This window comes from Algoriphagus sp. UBA3586 (genome assembly GCF_002376385.1).
GTDB classification, from domain to species: domain Bacteria; phylum Bacteroidota; class Bacteroidia; order Cytophagales; family Cyclobacteriaceae; genus Algoriphagus; species Algoriphagus ornithinivorans.
Genome location: NZ_DFMT01000014.1, coordinates 22936 through 38007 on the forward strand (window position 1 = coordinate 22936; position 15072 = coordinate 38007).

The window sequence follows — 15072 nt, forward strand, 5'->3', positions numbered from 1 at the left end:
ATGGGCGAAAAAATAGCCAGGGGTTTTAACCCTTGGATCAAGTGAGGATAACCACCCCAGCACTGGCCCTATTTTTATTTTTGGAAATAAGCCTTGATGCCAGCAAGACGGGTAATGGTCATTTAAATCTCCAATAGATTCCATTAGCCACAACAATTTTTATTCTCTTGAATAGGAGGGCATTTGACAGTCCCATAGCTACAATAAACGCAACAATCTCCAGGTTTGGGCTTCAAAACGGTATGGCAATTCTCACATTCATAGAAAAACTGACAGGAATCTGTTGGCATAGTTTCTTCTTTTTGATGTCCACAATTAGGACAGGTGAGGGTAGATTCAAGAGTTATACTCATGGCTTTGTCGACTTTAAACTTGCTTTATAACCTGTAGACATTATAGCTCTTTCAATTTCAGAAACTTCTGTTTGGTTTGGGTCAAATTGAATCACCGTATTACCTTGGCTGTAAGAAGTATTGATTTGAATAATACCTGGAAGTTGCTTAACCTTTAGATCCAGATGTTGCTCGCAACCAGAACAGGTCATCCCATCTACAGAAAACTCTACCATCTGAAGGTTTTCCTGATTTGTAAAAAGCTGATTTTCCTGATTATTTTCAGGATAGAATCGGTCTGCGAATAAAGGGAATGCCAATAACAAACATGCAAGTATGGTAATGAGAGTTAGTGATTTTTTGTCTTGTAGAAAATTGAGAGATCCTTCTTCCTCACATTCGCACTCAAGCTGCTTTTTAGGTTTAAGTTTTTGAAACCACGCAAAGCCAAGTACTCCTACAGTGAAAAAAACAAGGAAAGGCCTTAATGGGTCTAACCAAGTGAATGTAGTGGCTAAACTTCCAGCACCTGCAATTAGAGCTAGCAGTGGAGTAATGCAACAAAGTGACGCTGAAAATGCAGTTAAAACACCAATCTTTAAGATCGTTTTCTCTGATTTCATATTGGGTTAATAAATGATTAAGGGAGTGAAGTTAAGATCTTTTTAATACAATAAAGTAGTCAAGAAGAATAATGAAAGGTTCAGGATTTCATTCGATTTTCTTTTTTCAAAGATTATACCCATTTAAAATCATTCCTTCCTTTACAGTCTTTAAATAGGTGATAACTTTTCCATCTTCTCCAACTTCTACCACACGGTAGCTAGGAAATGGGTTTCCCCAAGAACCTCCAAAATGCCCTGACCAAAGAAAAGGTTTCCTATTATAAAGCATTTGTCCATCCACATCGTGATCATGTCCATGAAAAGTAGCTTTCACATTTGAATAACTGGTGACAAGATCTAAAAATGGTTTACAGTCAATTCCGTGTCGGGTCCAATCATTTTGAGATATATGCACAAATACAAAAACGTGGGCTAGTTCAGTATATTTTTCCAGATGGGTGCTCAAAAAGTCTAAATCAGCACAGAGATATTCTCCCTTTTCATTGGAACAATCCAATAGGATGAAGCCATTATCCCCTTTCTTTTCAAATGAAAAATTGCTTGGCTGCCCCATCACTTCCTCAAAGGTTTCGGCGCTAACACGGTCATGATTTCCACGGGTCACATAATGAGGCACTTGAAGCTGGTTATAGACCTTCTTTACCTCAGGTAGCCATTTCGGGTCATCGTGGATTAAATCCCCATTGAATAAAACAAAATCTACCTCATTTTCCTTTTGTATGGCTTCAATTAAATTTTGATGGGATTGCTTAAAATCTGTCTCTGCTTGTCCAAAATGTCCGTCTGATGCGGTGATAAATTTCAATCGGGTCTTTTTCGGGAAGTCCATTTTCCCATAAAGCATAAAAGGCATAGTCATAAGAGAAGTGCCAAACAGGCTGATTTTTTGAAGAAAAGGTCGTCTTTGCATTGACTCAATTTATGGAATTCTGGCCAATCTTGATATCGCATCTAGATTTTTATCCTTTTACTCAATCCAGCCTTCAACTCCGCCTCGTAAGTGTGTTCAGGTGTTGATAAAGACCTAAAATCAAATAATCAGCTTTTAGCATTTTCGATAAGATGGTTATCAAAGTTTTTAGTTCGAATGAGACTCTGAAAAATTTTAGCTCAAAACAAATACTATTTAATTACTGAATTATGAGAATTCCATTACTTACCAGTTTGATGTTGTTGGTCACAGGTTTTGCCCTGGCCCAAAGTCCCGTTAGTGGGTTTATGAAGAAGAAAGGTGAAGGTTCCGTTGTGTTGACCCAGTTTAGGGAGTCTTATGACAGAGTCTTTTTGGTTCCTACCGAAGTAGATGGGGTACCAGTGTTTAATGAAGTAACTATTTCCAGTACTTCACTTTATGGGGAGTTCGGTATTTCTGATCGCTTCAACGTGATTGTGAACCTTCCATATATTAAAAGTGAAGGAAATGCTTCCGAGGCAGTTTTGCAGAATAACGGATTTGAAAATGAAAGATCCGGTATCCAAGACATCAAAATCTATGGTAAGTATAGCTTCTTGTCAAAAGCAGTGGGTACTAACCAATTGGATATCATAGGTTCTGTAGGTATTGAAACTCCACTAGGGAATTATTCAGCGGATGAAGGACTGCAGTCTATCATTGCCATCGGTAATGAGTCCACCAGATTCACAGGTTTTGGTATCGCACAATTTATGACTGACTTTGGTCTATTTGCAACAGGACAATTGGGATACAGCTTAAGAAGCAATCAAGTTCCAAATGCTGTGTTGAGTGAGTTGAAGCTTGGTTATGCAGGTTCTGCATTTTACTTGGATGCTTTTATTTCCAACCAACTATCCAGCAAAGATGGAGTAGACATTTTGGGTGAAGGATTTACAGGTTTCTTCCCAGCTACAAGAGTGAATTTCACAAGAATTGGACTTAACGGATATGTGCCTGTAGCCAAATTTGCAGGGATTGTAGGTGGAGTTAACTCTTACATCGCCGGTAGAAACGTAGGAAAATCAACAGGTTATTACGCTGGTCTAGCATTTTCTTTTTAATCAATCACTTATACAGCTGATACAGTTAACATTCAATTAATTAAAGACATGAAAAATATATTAAATATTAAATCCACATTGATTGCCCTTTTTGCAGTCATCACGTTCACAGCCTGTGAATCAGTTTCATCCTATGAAGATGAAAGCCCATCTATCGCTTTCGTTGCGGTTGCAAATGCTGACTTCAGCGTATTGGAAGCTGCAGCGGTAAGAGGAGGAGTAGCCGGTGTATTGAGTAATTCAAACCCAAATGATCCTTCTGGAGCTTACACGGTTTTCGCACCAACCAATACTGCTTTTGCAAGATTGGGTCTAAATGAGGAAACACTTGGTGTATTGCAGGTTCCATTCTTGACAAATACACTTTTGTATCACGTATCCAATGGCAACTTGCTTTCTTCCAATATAACTGCTGGCGGAATGTCTGCATCAGCTTTGGGACCACAGAGAAGATTTATCCAAAGAGGAGGTGATTTGTATATCAATGGATCAAAGATTCTTGCGACTGACGTAGATGCAAGTAATGGAACAGTCCATGTAATTGACAAAGTAATGATCGCTACTGGTGCGGATATCGTACAGTCTGCCATTGCTCTTCAGTCAGCCAATGTATTTATCAATCCAGAATTGAGCTTCTTGGTGGAGGCAGTAGTTTATGCAGGTCTTGCTGAAGCTTTGACTGCAAGTCCAGGAAGTCCTAAGTTTACTGTCTTTGCACCAACTGATCAAGCTTTCAAAGATTTGGGAGCAGCGCTTGGATTGACCTTCAACCAGCCTTCTGATATCAGACAATTGCCAGCTAATGTGGTTGGTCAGGTATTGTTGAACCACGTTTTTGTAGGTGAGAAATTTACAAGTGAATTGAATGCAGGAAATGTAAGCCCGTTAGGTGGAGATCCATTGACTTTGGGTGCATTTACTGAAGGAACACTAACAGTAAGAGGGGTCGGAAATAACACTCCGGCAAACATGGTGATTCCTGATGTGCAGACAACAAATGGTATTGTACACGTAATTGATAGAGTTCTTTTACCTAATTTGTAAGAACTATTTAGAGTATATAAAAGCCGATCTGATTGAGTTCAGGTCGGCTTTTTTTGTGAATTAATGTATTTGGATAAAAAACCCTAAAGTGAGGCCTCGGGATTACAAATTCCGAGGAGCAGATAAAGAGAAATACAGTTGAAATACAATAGAAATACGCTTTCAGTGAAATATCCCAATAATTGAGGTTTAGGGCCAACTCCATAGGAGCGGAAGATTTTCTAGCTTGGGGTTTTAACCCCTGGATCAATGGAATTAATTAATCCCAGCGCTGGCCCTATTTTTATATTTGGAAATGAGCGATCGTGCCAGCAAAACGGGTAGGGAGGGGTGTCTTTAAATTACTCTACCATCTTCCATTTCGATGGTACGGTCTGTTCCGGCAGCAAATTCTGGATCATGTGTTACAATCAACATGGTTTGCCCAAACTCTTGAGTTAGCTCTTTGAATTTATTATACACGATATCAGAGTTCTTTTTATCCAGATTTCCGGTAGGTTCGTCTCCCATTATCAACAAAGGGTCATTGATCAGGGCTCTGGCAATCGCAACCCTTTGCTTTTGTCCTCCGGAAAGCTGATTGGCTTTTTTCAAAGCATGCTCCTCCATCTCGAAAATTCTAAGTTTTTCCATTGCCCTATGCTCCAATTCTTCTCTCGAAACTTTCCCAAGTTTTAAACCCGGAATCATGATATTCTCCAATGCTGAAAATTCATTCAGGAGATAATGAAACTGAAATACGAATCCAATTTTTTCGTTTCTCAACTTTGCTAAATGATCTGCAGACCTATCTGTCACCAACTGATTATCTATGGATAGTTTTCCCTGATAATCTGTATCCATGGTAGAAAGAATATAGAGCAGTGTTGATTTTCCACAGCCTGACTTACCTACCACGGAGATAAATTCCCCCTTTTTTATTTCAAAACTCACCTTTTTCAATACCTGTGTTTTGGTAGGGTTATAGAAAAACTTATCAATATTTTCTGCTTGTAGAACTGTAGGTCTCATTTTCCTCTAATTATATCCACAGGGTCAACGCTACTCGCTTTTCTGGCTGGAAAGAAGCCTGCCAAATAGGTGGTGATCAAACTGAAAGAACCCCCGATCAGGTAATACTTCGGGTTATAATCTACCGGGAAAGTTTTAATAGTGGGCAAGGCATCTGTTTCAAATGGAACTTGGTCTATTCCGAGGCATGCTAAAAAGCCTAGAATCAATCCAAAAGCACCACCAATCAATCCTATGCTAAGCGCAATAGTGATAAAAATCCTATTGACATCTGTGCCGTTAAACCCTATTGCTTTGAGAATAGCTATCGTATCCAATTTCTCGTAGATCATCATGTTGAGAATATTGTATATCCCAAAACCTGAAACCACCAATAAAGTGATACCCACTGCATAGGAAATCAAAGTTCTGATCTGTGTTCCTGTTTCAAACTGTGCATTGACAGTTTGAATATCATCGGCGTCAATGCCAAAAATTTTCTCCATTTCTTTTGCCATATCAGGAGCCAAGTCCAGATCTTTTAGCTTCACTTGAATATCTGTTACGTAGGAAGGTGATTCGCCCAGCATTTTTTGTACTGTGGTGAGAGAAGCAAAGCTGTTACTGTTATCGAAATCTCCCAGACCGGATTGATAGTAGCCCACAACCTTCAGTTGGATTCTGTTTCCTTGGGCTGTGGTTACTTGAATCACATCCCCAACATCTGCCAACATCCGGTCTGCAGCCCCTTTTCCCAAAATAATGGTATTGGTCTGTGCCAATTCCGAATAATCACCAGATGTGATGTAATCAGTAAAGGCAAATAGCTGAGCTTCTTTTTCCACATCAATCCCATTTACAATTCCAGTGAGATCGATAGTTCCTACATTAAAGAATACTTGGGATGATATTTTCGGGCTTACACCCAAAACTCTTGGATCAGCTTGCAGAGTTTGAATAATTTTTTCTGCATCATGAATGGCTAATCTGCTTGTACTGGGCTTAATGGACCGGATGATATTGAGCGATTCAGAAAATTCCAGTGTTTGGTCTATAGGCTGATTAGGATTTGGCTTGATCTCATTATAAAATCGGATATGAGGTGTTCTATTCAGTACCAATCCGTCCAGCATGGTATTGAGCCCATTCATGAATCCTAATAAGGCCACAAACATGGTGATGCTGAACATGACGCCAACTGCAGCTACTGCCGTTTGCTTGATTCTGGCAAACATCAAGGCTTTTGAAAGCTCTATGATCAAGGACCATTTCATGGTTTGATCAGTTGGGTTTCTTTTCCAATTCCTTCCAATACTTGAGCGAATTGAAAGTTTCTAATGCCAATTTTCACAGGAATTGTATCTCCATCAGAATTGATGACCAATTCATCATTAATGAGGAAGTTTCGTGGTATGACTAGGGAGTTTTCGGCTGTGGCTGTAATAATATTTGCTTCCAAACTCAGGTTAGGGTATAGAACTTTAGGTTCTTTGGTAAAAGTGGCTTCAACCGTAAAGCTTTTGGACTTGCTATCCATCAAAGGAAATATCCTACTAACAATTCCCTGAAAAGTTTCTCCTTTGTAGCTATCCATGGTTACGATCACCTGCTGCCCAATTTCTATTTTTGATATATCATATTCGTCAATTTGAAGCTCCATGAGGAAATGATTTTCACTTCCTAATGTGGCTACCGGAGTCTGGGGATTGACCATTTCTCCCTTTTCTTTGGGAAGCGCATAAACTTTGCCTTTGATTCTGCTTTTCAAGACAAATTCACTTTCCAAAGCTCTGCTGATTGCCAAGCTTTTTGATGCACTTTTGGAATTGAACTCTATTTCTCTTTTCAAGTCTTGATATCGAATAAGAGCTGATTCGTAGGCAGTTTGGGAGTTTTCGAAGCTTAATCTTCGCTGCTCCAAATCCACTGCAGTCCCGATATTCTTTTCCCAAAGGTTTTTCTGCCGTACAAAAAGCATAGAATCATTTTGCATTTTACTCTTTGCAAAATCTATGGTGAGCTGAAGATCTCTCAGTTTGGATTGGTTTTGTTGGTAATCGTCAAAAACCTGTGCCAGTTCAGCATTTTCCCTATTTAGTCTCTCCTGCTCATTATAAATGGCGAGGATAGGGGTTCCTTCTTCGACTAAATCACCTTCCTTTACAAAAATCTCCTGAATAGGGCCAGTGTTATTGGCAAAAGCCTCATATTGGTTTACTGCTTTTATCAAGCCAGAAGCATAAACCGATTCGGTAATGGATGTGAGTTCGGGATAGGTGCTTTCCTGCTCAGAAGGAAAACAGGAGAAAATACTCAGGCTAATTGCTAGGAAAAGAAATACACGAAGGATAAATTTCATCCGTTAGGTCTTTGATTCTTTTCAAATTAAGGAAAGTAGTCCAGCTTTTTTCATGATAAAAATCACCCGGGCCATAAATTTTATAAAAACATTGAGTTTGAAGCTCAGTTAATTAAATCGAATAATTATTCCAATGCAAAAAAAATACAGCCTTTTTCTTCTTGCCTTAATTCTGCAATCCTGTGCTTTCCAGCCAATCAGACGAAGTAAAAATATTACTTATATCTCGGATCAAAACGAGTCGGAATTACCGGCTAAGGACCTGAATATTTTTGCTCCCAGAAAAGGAGAAGATTTACCTGTTTTAATTTTCATTCATGGCGGAAGTTGGAATAAGGGGAAGAAAGAGATTTATGACTTTTTGGGAAGTAGAATGGCCAGGAGAAAAGTGGTGACAGTTATCATCGATTATCCCTTAGCTCCGGATTATCAAGTTCCTGCTATGGAAAAGGCAAGTGCCCTGGCAGTGAAGTGGGTCTTTGAAAATATTTCAAAATACAGAGGAGATCCGGATCAAATTTATATTTCAGGACATTCTGCGGGAGGTCATTTAGCGGCTTTGGTAGCCATTAAAGAAGAACCCTTTCAGGAATTAGGCTTAAAAAACCCATTAAAAGGAGCCATTTTAAATGATCCTGCTGGGTTGGATTGGTTTTGGTTTTTAAGCGAAATGAAAGGGAGACCCAAAGGAACTGAAAATTATGATGCCTTTACAGATGATCCAGAAATTTGGAAAGCTTATTCTCCGATTTATTTTTTGGAGGGAAATGAAATACCCATCATGATTTTGGAAGGAGAGGAGACATACCCGGGCATCCGGCTGACCGTGGAGCGGTTTCGTAGAGCTGCTGAGCAAAAAGGGACCGATTTAACTTACTCCTTTTACCCAAAAACCAAGCACATTCCCATGATTACTCAGTTTTTTTGGACTTGGAGTAAGGGATATGAGGATATTTTGGACTTCATCAATTCTCAATCAAGTCTTCGGACGAGCTCTTCCGGAGTTAGCACCGGCAAATAGGTATTAGATAACTTTAAAAAATCTCTGTCGGAGGTGACTATAGCATCGATTTGATTTGATAATGAGATTTGATAAAAAATAGCATCTTCGATATCTTTAGAATCCATCCTAAGAGCATTAAGTATATCTTTTTCATCTCCATCCAAAAAATGAAACATAGGAACAATAATGGTTAATATTTCTCTGGTTTTGTTATAATCAAGGTACTTAAGAAGGAAGTAGGAGACTGTTTGAATTAACCCAGTTGTTACATAGCCTTTGATTTTTCCGCTTTCTAGAGCAAAAGTAAGTTTGTTGAAAATTCCGGGATCTTTTGTTCTTTTTATGGCTATGTCCAGTACTACGTTAACGTCAAAAAAGATCTTCATACCCTAATTTTTTTGCCTTAGCCTTGTAGTATTCTTCTTTGTAATCAAAATTTTCAGGGAAATCGAATTTAGGTAATGACTGCATGTATTCCACCAGCGACATTCCTTCGGGCAATCCGGTTTTGCGACTAATGAGTTTTTCGAAATGCTCTTCCACTAGGCTGGAAATACTTTTCTCCTCTTTGTCTGCATACCGCTTGATTTTATCAAGCAGCTCTGCATCAATAGTAATATTTAGGCGCTTTTTCATTTGATGCGTATTAATATTTAAATATACGCATTATTTAACTATTCGTTCTATAAGAAGCTGGTTTTAAGATGGATCTACATCGACAATCCATCGTACTGAGCGAAATTCCGGCCTGGATTGTAATTCTTCCAGTATTTCAGCCAGCCTTTCTTTGAAGCTTGTTTGGGTAGCGCCTGACCGATCTAGCTTGATCAAACTTTCAAATTGATATTGATTTTTGATCCTGCCAATTAGGGCTTTTTCTGGGCCTAGAACGATTTTCTTTACTGTAATCTGTGCCATTTCCCGATGAAGTGCATTGGCGGCTTTTTCGGTAGTTTTAAAATCAGAATGCCTGGTGGTAATCTTGACCAGCTTAACATATGGGGGATAATAAAACTTTTTCCTTTCCATCATTTCCTGACGGAAAAACTCATAATAATCTCCCTTAATTACCTTCTCAAAAATATCATTATCGGGATTTCTGGTTTGAATGATTACCTCTCCCTGAGTAGCTCTTCTACCTGCGCGACCTGCAACTTGCGTAATTTGCTGATAAGCTCTTTCGCCAGCTCTGAAATCCGGGAAATTTAAAATCCTATCCCCATCCCAAATCCCGACTACGGTAACTCTTCCAAAGTCCAGTCCTTTGGTGATCATCTGGGTTCCTACTAAAATATCGATCTGACCAGCTCCGAATTCCTCCAATAATCGCTGATACCCATATTTATTTCGGGTAGTATCCAAGTCCATCCGTCCCAACCTGGCTTCCGGGAAAAGCATACTTAAGGATTCTTCTATCCGCTCTGTTCCCATACCCATGGTAGAAAGTTGGGTGCTGGCACATGCCGGGCAGGAGCTGGGAACCTTCTCCTTATAACCGCAATAATGACAGCGCAATTCTTCCGCAAATTGATGGTAGGTTAGGCTGACATCGCATTGCACACATTGACCCGTCCAGCCACAGTCTTCACACTGAATGTATGGCGAGTATCCGCGTCTGTTCTGGAAAATCAGGACTTGTTCATTTTTGCTGAGTGCATCTTGAATTTTTTCTCTCATCAAGCGGGTTGAATCCAGCTTCAAGAGATTTTTTTTACGGTCTGCACTCAGATTGGCGAGATGATATTGTGGGAGTTGAGCTTCTCCATAGCGCTGATGCAACTGCACATAGCCGTATTTTTCCTGAAGTGCATTGAAATAAGATTCAAAAGATGGAGTGGCAGAACCCAACAGCGTTTTGGCTTGATGAAAATAAGCCAGCATAATGGCGGAATCCCTAGCCTGAAATCTAGGTGCTGGATCAAATTGCTTGAAACTGGATTCATGCTCCTCATCGACAATAATTAAACCCAGGGAATCAAATGGGAGAAAAATGGATGAACGAACCCCCACTACAAATGAGAATCGGCCAGAAAGAACTCCATTCCAAACTTCCACTCGTTCATTATCTGAATATTTGGAATGGTAGACTCCCATCTTCGAACCAAAAACTTGCTGTAATCTACTGACTATTTGAGTTGTCAGGGCGATTTCAGGAAGAAGCATGAGAACCTGCGAACCACTTTCCAAAACTTCCTGAATCAGTCTGATGTAGATTTCAGTTTTACCGCTTCCTGTAATCCCATGAAGTAAGACGCATTGCTTCTCCTCAAAATGTTGATGGATTTCTGCTACAGCTTGCTCCTGTGAATCCGAAAGTTTGGCCGGTTCTTTTTCAGGCTCCATTTCTTCGATGCGGTTGACTACCACTTTGAAACTTTCAAAAACACCATTTTTAATCAGGGTTTTCAAAGAGCTTTCTGAATCCCCTTCTTCCAACAAAGTAGCCTTATCAACTCCCTTTTCATTGAGTTTGATGTTTTTGAAAACAGGAACATCCCGAAGATATTTCAGCAGAATAGACTCTTGTTTGGCTTTTCCTGCCAATCCCTCAAAAACTGCTTCTAATGCTTTTTTATCAGATGCGATTTCTGCTTTGATCCGAACTCTTGTTTCAATTTTTGGGCTGTATTTTTCCTGTACTTTTTCAAAAATCAATACTGCCTCTTTGGCAACCAAACTCTTCAATATGGGGTGTATGGTCTTGACGCCAAGAATTTTTTCACAGTCTTCATAGCTCAATTCTGCCTGATTTTCCAAGGCGTCCAGGATTTTATCTTCCCTTTCATCCATAGGATAGGCAGCATTTTCCCGGTCAAAATTTGGGTTTGCCTGAACCTTTGACTCTGAAGATAGGCGCAAGCCTGAAGGCAAAGCCGCATGCATTACTTCACCGATATGGCAGCAATAATAGCTGGCCATCCAAACCCAAAATCTGATTTGAAGTGGATTTACGGATGGTTGATCATCCAATACTTCCAAAATAGGCTTGGCATCGTATGCCTGTGGAGGCTTATTATGAACTTTACCGATGATTCCAGTTAGGATCTTTTTTCGGCCAAATTGAACAATTACTCGGGCGCCTATTTGAATTTCGGAAGCCAGATTTTTTGGAATTTTATAAGTGAACATCCTTGGAATGGGCACAGGAAGTATGATATCCGCGAAATTTTTCCCGGATTCCATCATCATATTATCTTCTTCTCCAAAAAGGCTTTGCACTGAATCAGGCTAGATAGGGTAGTTGAGAAATAGTTTCTTCTATGCTTGAGACCGGTTTTTGACAAGTATGGTCAAAGCAGACATAAATTAAGGCATTTCCGTCTGAATCAGGCTTTTTATCGGAAAGAATAGGGGCAGTTTCTGTCATGTTTTCTGACCAGGCTATTATTGCATTCGGTTGATAACCTCGCTGAATTCCGATGGCTTTTTCTTGAGCACCTTTTCCCAAGATCCCAATTTCAGCAGTAGGAACGAGCGACTCTAATAAAAAAGAGGCCCAATTACAGAGAAAGCCGGGTTCTTTTAAAATTAGGCTTTTCATTCCTCCCAGCATTTTAGAAGCGACTTCACCGTATTTTTCTTCATAAGTAAATATCGAAAGTCTGTGTAGGTTTCGGGCCATTCCGGAATTGGAGGCAGGAATGACATTGTCAAAGAGTTCTTTTTTGTCTGCTATAAGCTTTTCTGCTTTGGGATTGTTGAAAAAGAAGAATCCATCGCTTTCATCATAAAAAGCCTCTAGACAATAATCACTTAATTTTTGGGCAAACTCTAAATAGGCTAATTTTCCACTGGCTTCAAATGCCATCAAATTGGCTTTGATCACCTGAGAGTAATCTTCCAAAAATGCGGGAGTGTAGTGATGACCGTTTTTGTAAGATCTATAGAGCAAATCTTTTTGGTAGAGCTTTTCTTTGATGAAATCTAAATTATTCAAAGCAAGCTGCAAGTAATGATGATTGCCAGTTGCATGATATGCTTGGATCAGACCTGAACTAATTATGGCATTCCATCCGGATAGAATTTTATCATCTTTGCCTGGAAAAATCCTTTGATTTCGGACCTCAAGCAGGCTGTTTTTAACTTGCTTGATTTTCTTTTTAAGGTCATCTTCCGACATACCAAATTCTGAAGCAATTAGGGAATAGCTTTCAGTTTGGAATAAGATGTTGACCCCATCTTCCCAATTTCCATTGGGTTTGAGATTGTATAATTTATTCAGCCATGGGAGTTCATCTCCAACCAAATTTGCCAATTCAGCATAGGTCCAAGTATAAAATTTCCCTTCTACTCCTTCGCTATCTGCATCTTGTGCTGCATGAAAGCCGCCTTCTTCCTGTAGCATTTCTGCTTCAAGCCAGGCGATGGTTTCTTCAACTTTTTCCAAGAAAAAATGATCACCACTAACTTGGTATGCCTTGGCATAAAGCTCAACCAACTGACCATTATCATACAACATCTTTTCGAAATGGGGAGCAAACCATTCTCCATCTACGGAATATCTGGCAAAACCACCTCTCAGATGATCATAAATACCACCCATGCCGATTTTCTTCAGGGTAAAAAAAACTTTTTCCTTCAAGTCTTCATTTTTGGAAAGTAAGGCATAATCAAGTGTGAAAAGCCAGATGGCAGGCATAGGGAATTTGGGGACACGATTCATTCCTCCCCATTCCATATCAAACTGGGAGCTGAGTTTTAAGCTAATTTCTGCCAAATCATCCGGATCAAAATCAAGTTCTCCTGCTGTAATCCCATATTTTTCTGTTTCTCGTCGGGCCAGACTTTTCCCGAATCCTTCCGCACTTTCCGCCAGTTGATCTTCATGCTTTGAGAAAGCATCTGCGATATTTGCCAAAAGACCCTTCCATTGATGATTCTTGAAATAGGTTCCTCCGTAAAATGGTTTTTGGTTAGGCATTAAAAAAACATTCAATGGCCATCCTCCCTGTAATCCCATGGCCTGAACCGCATCCATATAGATATTATCCAAATCAGGTCGCTCTTCCCGGTCAATCTTGATACATATAAAGTGCTCATTCATTAAATCTGCTGTGACCTTATCTTCAAAGCTCTCCCTTTCCATCACATGGCACCAATGGCATGCTGAGTAGCCTATGGATACCAAGATGGGCTTGTTCTCTCTCTTAGCTTTTTCCAGTGCTTCTTCTCCCCATGGATACCAGTCTACTGGATTATGAGCGTGTTGGAGAAGATAGGGACTTTGACTATGAATGAGTCGATTCATTGATTTGATAATTTATAGAGAACTCTTTGAGGATTAATTGTATTGAAGATTATTCTTTAATGAAATCCTTGGAGCGTTTTTGAAACAGTTTCGATTTCATTGGAAAAATCAAATTCCTCGTTTAATAGTTCAAGTTTACTTTTTAAGTTCTGTAAGAATTTCTGATGCGATTTGCTTTCAGGATTAAGTGGACGATGAGCAAGTTCACGATTTACCTTTTGAATTTCCTGATAGGTAACTAGCGTTTCACGGGTGAATTGACTTTTTACCCACTTTTCCCAGATGTAGTTTTCGGCTTCTTCTGTCGGGTGGATTCTATCTTCTTTGTAAAATCTATAATCCCTTAGCTCATCCATCATGATTTCATAGGAAGGAAAATAGGAAACCGAATCAAGTTTTCTTTCCAATTCTGAGCAAAGTACTCTCAAGAGGCTTTTACTCAATTGATTTTCAGGGATGCCATCCTTGATATGTCTAACTGGGCTGACTGTTAAAATAATTTTGAGGTCTGGAAAGGCTCTAGAAAAGTTGTCCAAAACATGGAAGAGATCAAGCACCATTCTATCAAGATCTGTGATCTTCTTGTTAAATAAATTTTGAGGCTGTTTGTGACAATTGGCTACAGGTCCAAAGTCCTGATGCTCATAAATCCAGGCAGTACCAAATGTCAGGATTAAATGTGACCCATCTTTGAGATATTGATGGGTTTGTTCGATCTGGTGAGCCCACTTTTCTCTAAGCTCTTCTTTGGATTTCGCATTCAAATCAGAATGACTTGAATAGTGGAAAAATAGATCTTCCCGCTGCAGAATTCCCCCTTCATTTAATTTGTCCTTGAATAGGGCATGATCTAACAATTCCGCCAAGATACTGGGGTGAAAAATGGTACCAAAAGGGTTGACTAGAATATCAAACTTGGCTTCTTTCATCCGCCTTCCCATAGAATCAGCAAAGCAGGAGCCCATACTTAAAATTTTGGACTGATAAGTGATAGGGGAAGGGCTTTCGGGAATCGAAAAATTAGTCATCCATTGCATGCTGTGAAATTACAGAATTGAAGCTTTTTAAGCTTCCTATGGGTCACTTAATTTTCTATATCTACATGTGAATCCGTGGAAAAAAAAGCAGTAATGAAATTCTGACCCTGATGGGATCGAACTTATATAGGTAAGTTCAACTCCTTCAGAGTTGGTGTGGGGAGATGATGGAGCATTCTTTCCACCAGTTTCACTGGCGGTTATTGAGAGGTTTAACCACTTCGTGGTTATTGAAACTGAAAGACCGTTTAATCTTTTTGTAATAACTTTAAGGTGATTAAAATCCTGAAAGGATTTAACCTTATAATAACCACGGGCCTGCCTTTGCCGGTCATAGCCGTCAGTATAGCAAGCTAAAACATTGTGGGTGAGTTTATTTATGAACAAAGCGTAGATCCCCATTGGGATCTTTCTTCC

At 39.5% G+C, this 15072-nt stretch carries 15 protein-coding genes; 3 read left to right on the forward strand and 12 right to left on the reverse strand.

The features are described 5' to 3' along the window. Positions 1 to 143: 143 nt before the first annotated feature. The 3 genes from B2906_RS04225 to B2906_RS04235 all read right to left on the reverse strand — a co-directional run bounded on the left by B2906_RS04225 (position 144) and on the right by B2906_RS04235 (position 1868). On the reverse strand, positions 144 to 353 hold the full coding sequence (locus tag B2906_RS04225; RefSeq protein WP_255590350.1) for a GDCCVxC domain-containing (seleno)protein: 210 nt from the start codon (positions 351 to 353) through the stop codon (positions 144 to 146). Continuing rightward, positions 350 to 955, reverse strand: coding sequence for a mercuric transport protein MerTP (gene merTP, locus B2906_RS04230; protein ID WP_219956448.1), 606 nt, complete (start codon positions 953 to 955; stop codon positions 350 to 352). Before merTP ends, B2906_RS04225 begins: the two co-directional genes overlap by 4 nt. A gap of 106 nt (positions 956 to 1061) precedes the next feature. Beyond that, entirely contained in the window at positions 1062 to 1868 is an 807-nt protein-coding gene (locus tag B2906_RS04235; protein WP_255590349.1) for a metallophosphoesterase family protein, read from the reverse strand. A 230-nt stretch (positions 1869 to 2098) separates the two neighbouring features. Between B2906_RS04235 and B2906_RS04240 the strand changes: the two genes are divergently transcribed. Together B2906_RS04240 and B2906_RS04245 are read left to right on the forward strand one after the other, a co-directional pair. Continuing rightward, entirely contained in the window at positions 2099 to 2974 is an 876-nt protein-coding gene (locus B2906_RS04240; RefSeq protein WP_219956447.1) for a hypothetical protein, read from the forward strand. 48 nt (positions 2975 to 3022) lie between these two features. Continuing rightward, positions 3023 to 4018, forward strand: coding sequence for a fasciclin domain-containing protein (locus B2906_RS04245; protein WP_219956446.1), 996 nt, complete (start codon positions 3023 to 3025; stop codon positions 4016 to 4018). A 336-nt stretch (positions 4019 to 4354) separates the two neighbouring features. On the opposite strand, the gene B2906_RS04250 is transcribed toward B2906_RS04245, so the two are convergent. The 3 genes from B2906_RS04250 to B2906_RS04260 are packed head-to-tail and all read right to left on the reverse strand — an operon-like array spanning position 4355 to position 7367. Beyond that, a complete protein-coding gene (locus tag B2906_RS04250; RefSeq protein ID WP_091655132.1) occupies positions 4355 to 5029 on the reverse strand; it encodes an ABC transporter ATP-binding protein in 675 nt (224 codons plus the stop codon). Then, positions 5026 to 6282, reverse strand: coding sequence for an ABC transporter permease (locus B2906_RS04255; RefSeq protein ID WP_219956445.1), 1257 nt, complete (start codon positions 6280 to 6282; stop codon positions 5026 to 5028). The genes B2906_RS04250 and B2906_RS04255 overlap by 4 nt, the downstream gene beginning before the upstream one ends. After that, positions 6279 to 7367 carry an efflux RND transporter periplasmic adaptor subunit gene (locus B2906_RS04260; protein WP_219956444.1) on the reverse strand — a complete coding sequence of 363 codons (1089 nt, stop codon included), beginning with the start codon at positions 7365 to 7367 and terminating at the stop codon, positions 6279 to 6281. Before B2906_RS04260 ends, B2906_RS04255 begins: the two co-directional genes overlap by 4 nt. Before the next feature lie 133 nt (positions 7368 to 7500). On the opposite strand from B2906_RS04260, the gene B2906_RS04265 reads away from it, so the two are divergent. Next, complete coding sequence (locus tag B2906_RS04265) at positions 7501 to 8388, forward strand: alpha/beta hydrolase (protein WP_219956443.1); 888 nt, start codon at positions 7501 to 7503, stop codon at positions 8386 to 8388. On the opposite strand, the gene B2906_RS04270 is transcribed toward B2906_RS04265, so the two are convergent. The 6 genes from B2906_RS04270 to B2906_RS04295 form a co-directional block, all read right to left on the reverse strand. Beyond that, positions 8340 to 8756 carry a type II toxin-antitoxin system VapC family toxin gene (locus B2906_RS04270; RefSeq protein WP_219956442.1) on the reverse strand — a complete coding sequence of 139 codons (417 nt, stop codon included), beginning with the start codon at positions 8754 to 8756 and terminating at the stop codon, positions 8340 to 8342. The two genes, B2906_RS04265 and B2906_RS04270, sit on opposite strands and share 49 nt — an antisense overlap. Then, entirely contained in the window at positions 8740 to 9006 is a 267-nt protein-coding gene (locus B2906_RS04275) for a DUF6364 family protein (protein WP_091655137.1), read from the reverse strand. Before B2906_RS04275 ends, B2906_RS04270 begins: the two co-directional genes overlap by 17 nt. 63 nt (positions 9007 to 9069) lie before the next feature. After that, positions 9070 to 11589 (reverse strand): replication restart helicase PriA, encoded by a 2520-nt coding sequence (gene priA / locus B2906_RS04280; protein ID WP_286935698.1) that lies wholly within the window; start codon positions 11587 to 11589, stop codon positions 9070 to 9072. A 4-nt stretch (positions 11590 to 11593) separates the two neighbouring features. Further along, positions 11594 to 13618 (reverse strand): thioredoxin domain-containing protein, encoded by a 2025-nt coding sequence (locus tag B2906_RS04285; RefSeq protein ID WP_286935699.1) that lies wholly within the window; start codon positions 13616 to 13618, stop codon positions 11594 to 11596. Between the two features lie 56 nt (positions 13619 to 13674). After that, positions 13675 to 14583, reverse strand: coding sequence for a GSCFA domain-containing protein (locus B2906_RS04290; RefSeq protein ID WP_219956440.1), 909 nt, complete (start codon positions 14581 to 14583; stop codon positions 13675 to 13677). Between the two features lie 108 nt (positions 14584 to 14691). Continuing rightward, positions 14692 to 15072, reverse strand: a 381-nt coding sequence (locus B2906_RS04295; protein WP_286935700.1) for a hypothetical protein, incomplete at its 5' end; no start/stop codon positions are given.

Coding starts and splice junctions, on each gene's coding strand:
- B2906_RS04245 (WP_219956446.1), top strand. CDS start 3,023: ATGAAAAATATATTAAATATTAAATCCACATTGATTGCCCTTTTTGCA.
- B2906_RS04270 (WP_219956442.1), bottom strand. CDS start 8,756: ATGAAGATCTTTTTTGACGTTAACGTAGTACTGGACATAGCCATAAAA.
- B2906_RS04235 (WP_255590349.1), bottom strand. CDS start 1,868: ATGCAAAGACGACCTTTTCTTCAAAAAATCAGCCTGTTTGGCACTTCT.
- B2906_RS04290 (WP_219956440.1), bottom strand. CDS start 14,583: ATGGGCTCCTGCTTTGCTGATTCTATGGGAAGGCGGATGAAAGAAGCC.
- B2906_RS04260 (WP_219956444.1), bottom strand. CDS start 7,367: ATGAAATTTATCCTTCGTGTATTTCTTTTCCTAGCAATTAGCCTGAGT.
- B2906_RS04250 (WP_091655132.1), bottom strand. CDS start 5,029: ATGAGACCTACAGTTCTACAAGCAGAAAATATTGATAAGTTTTTCTAT.
- B2906_RS04265 (WP_219956443.1), top strand. CDS start 7,501: ATGCAAAAAAAATACAGCCTTTTTCTTCTTGCCTTAATTCTGCAATCC.
- B2906_RS04240 (WP_219956447.1), top strand. CDS start 2,099: ATGAGAATTCCATTACTTACCAGTTTGATGTTGTTGGTCACAGGTTTT.
- B2906_RS04225 (WP_255590350.1), bottom strand. CDS start 353: ATGAGTATAACTCTTGAATCTACCCTCACCTGTCCTAATTGTGGACAT.
- B2906_RS04275 (WP_091655137.1), bottom strand. CDS start 9,006: ATGAAAAAGCGCCTAAATATTACTATTGATGCAGAGCTGCTTGATAAA.
- merTP (WP_219956448.1), bottom strand. CDS start 955: ATGAAATCAGAGAAAACGATCTTAAAGATTGGTGTTTTAACTGCATTT.
- B2906_RS04285 (WP_286935699.1), bottom strand. CDS start 13,618: ATGAATCGACTCATTCATAGTCAAAGTCCCTATCTTCTCCAACACGCT.
- B2906_RS04255 (WP_219956445.1), bottom strand. CDS start 6,282: ATGAAATGGTCCTTGATCATAGAGCTTTCAAAAGCCTTGATGTTTGCC.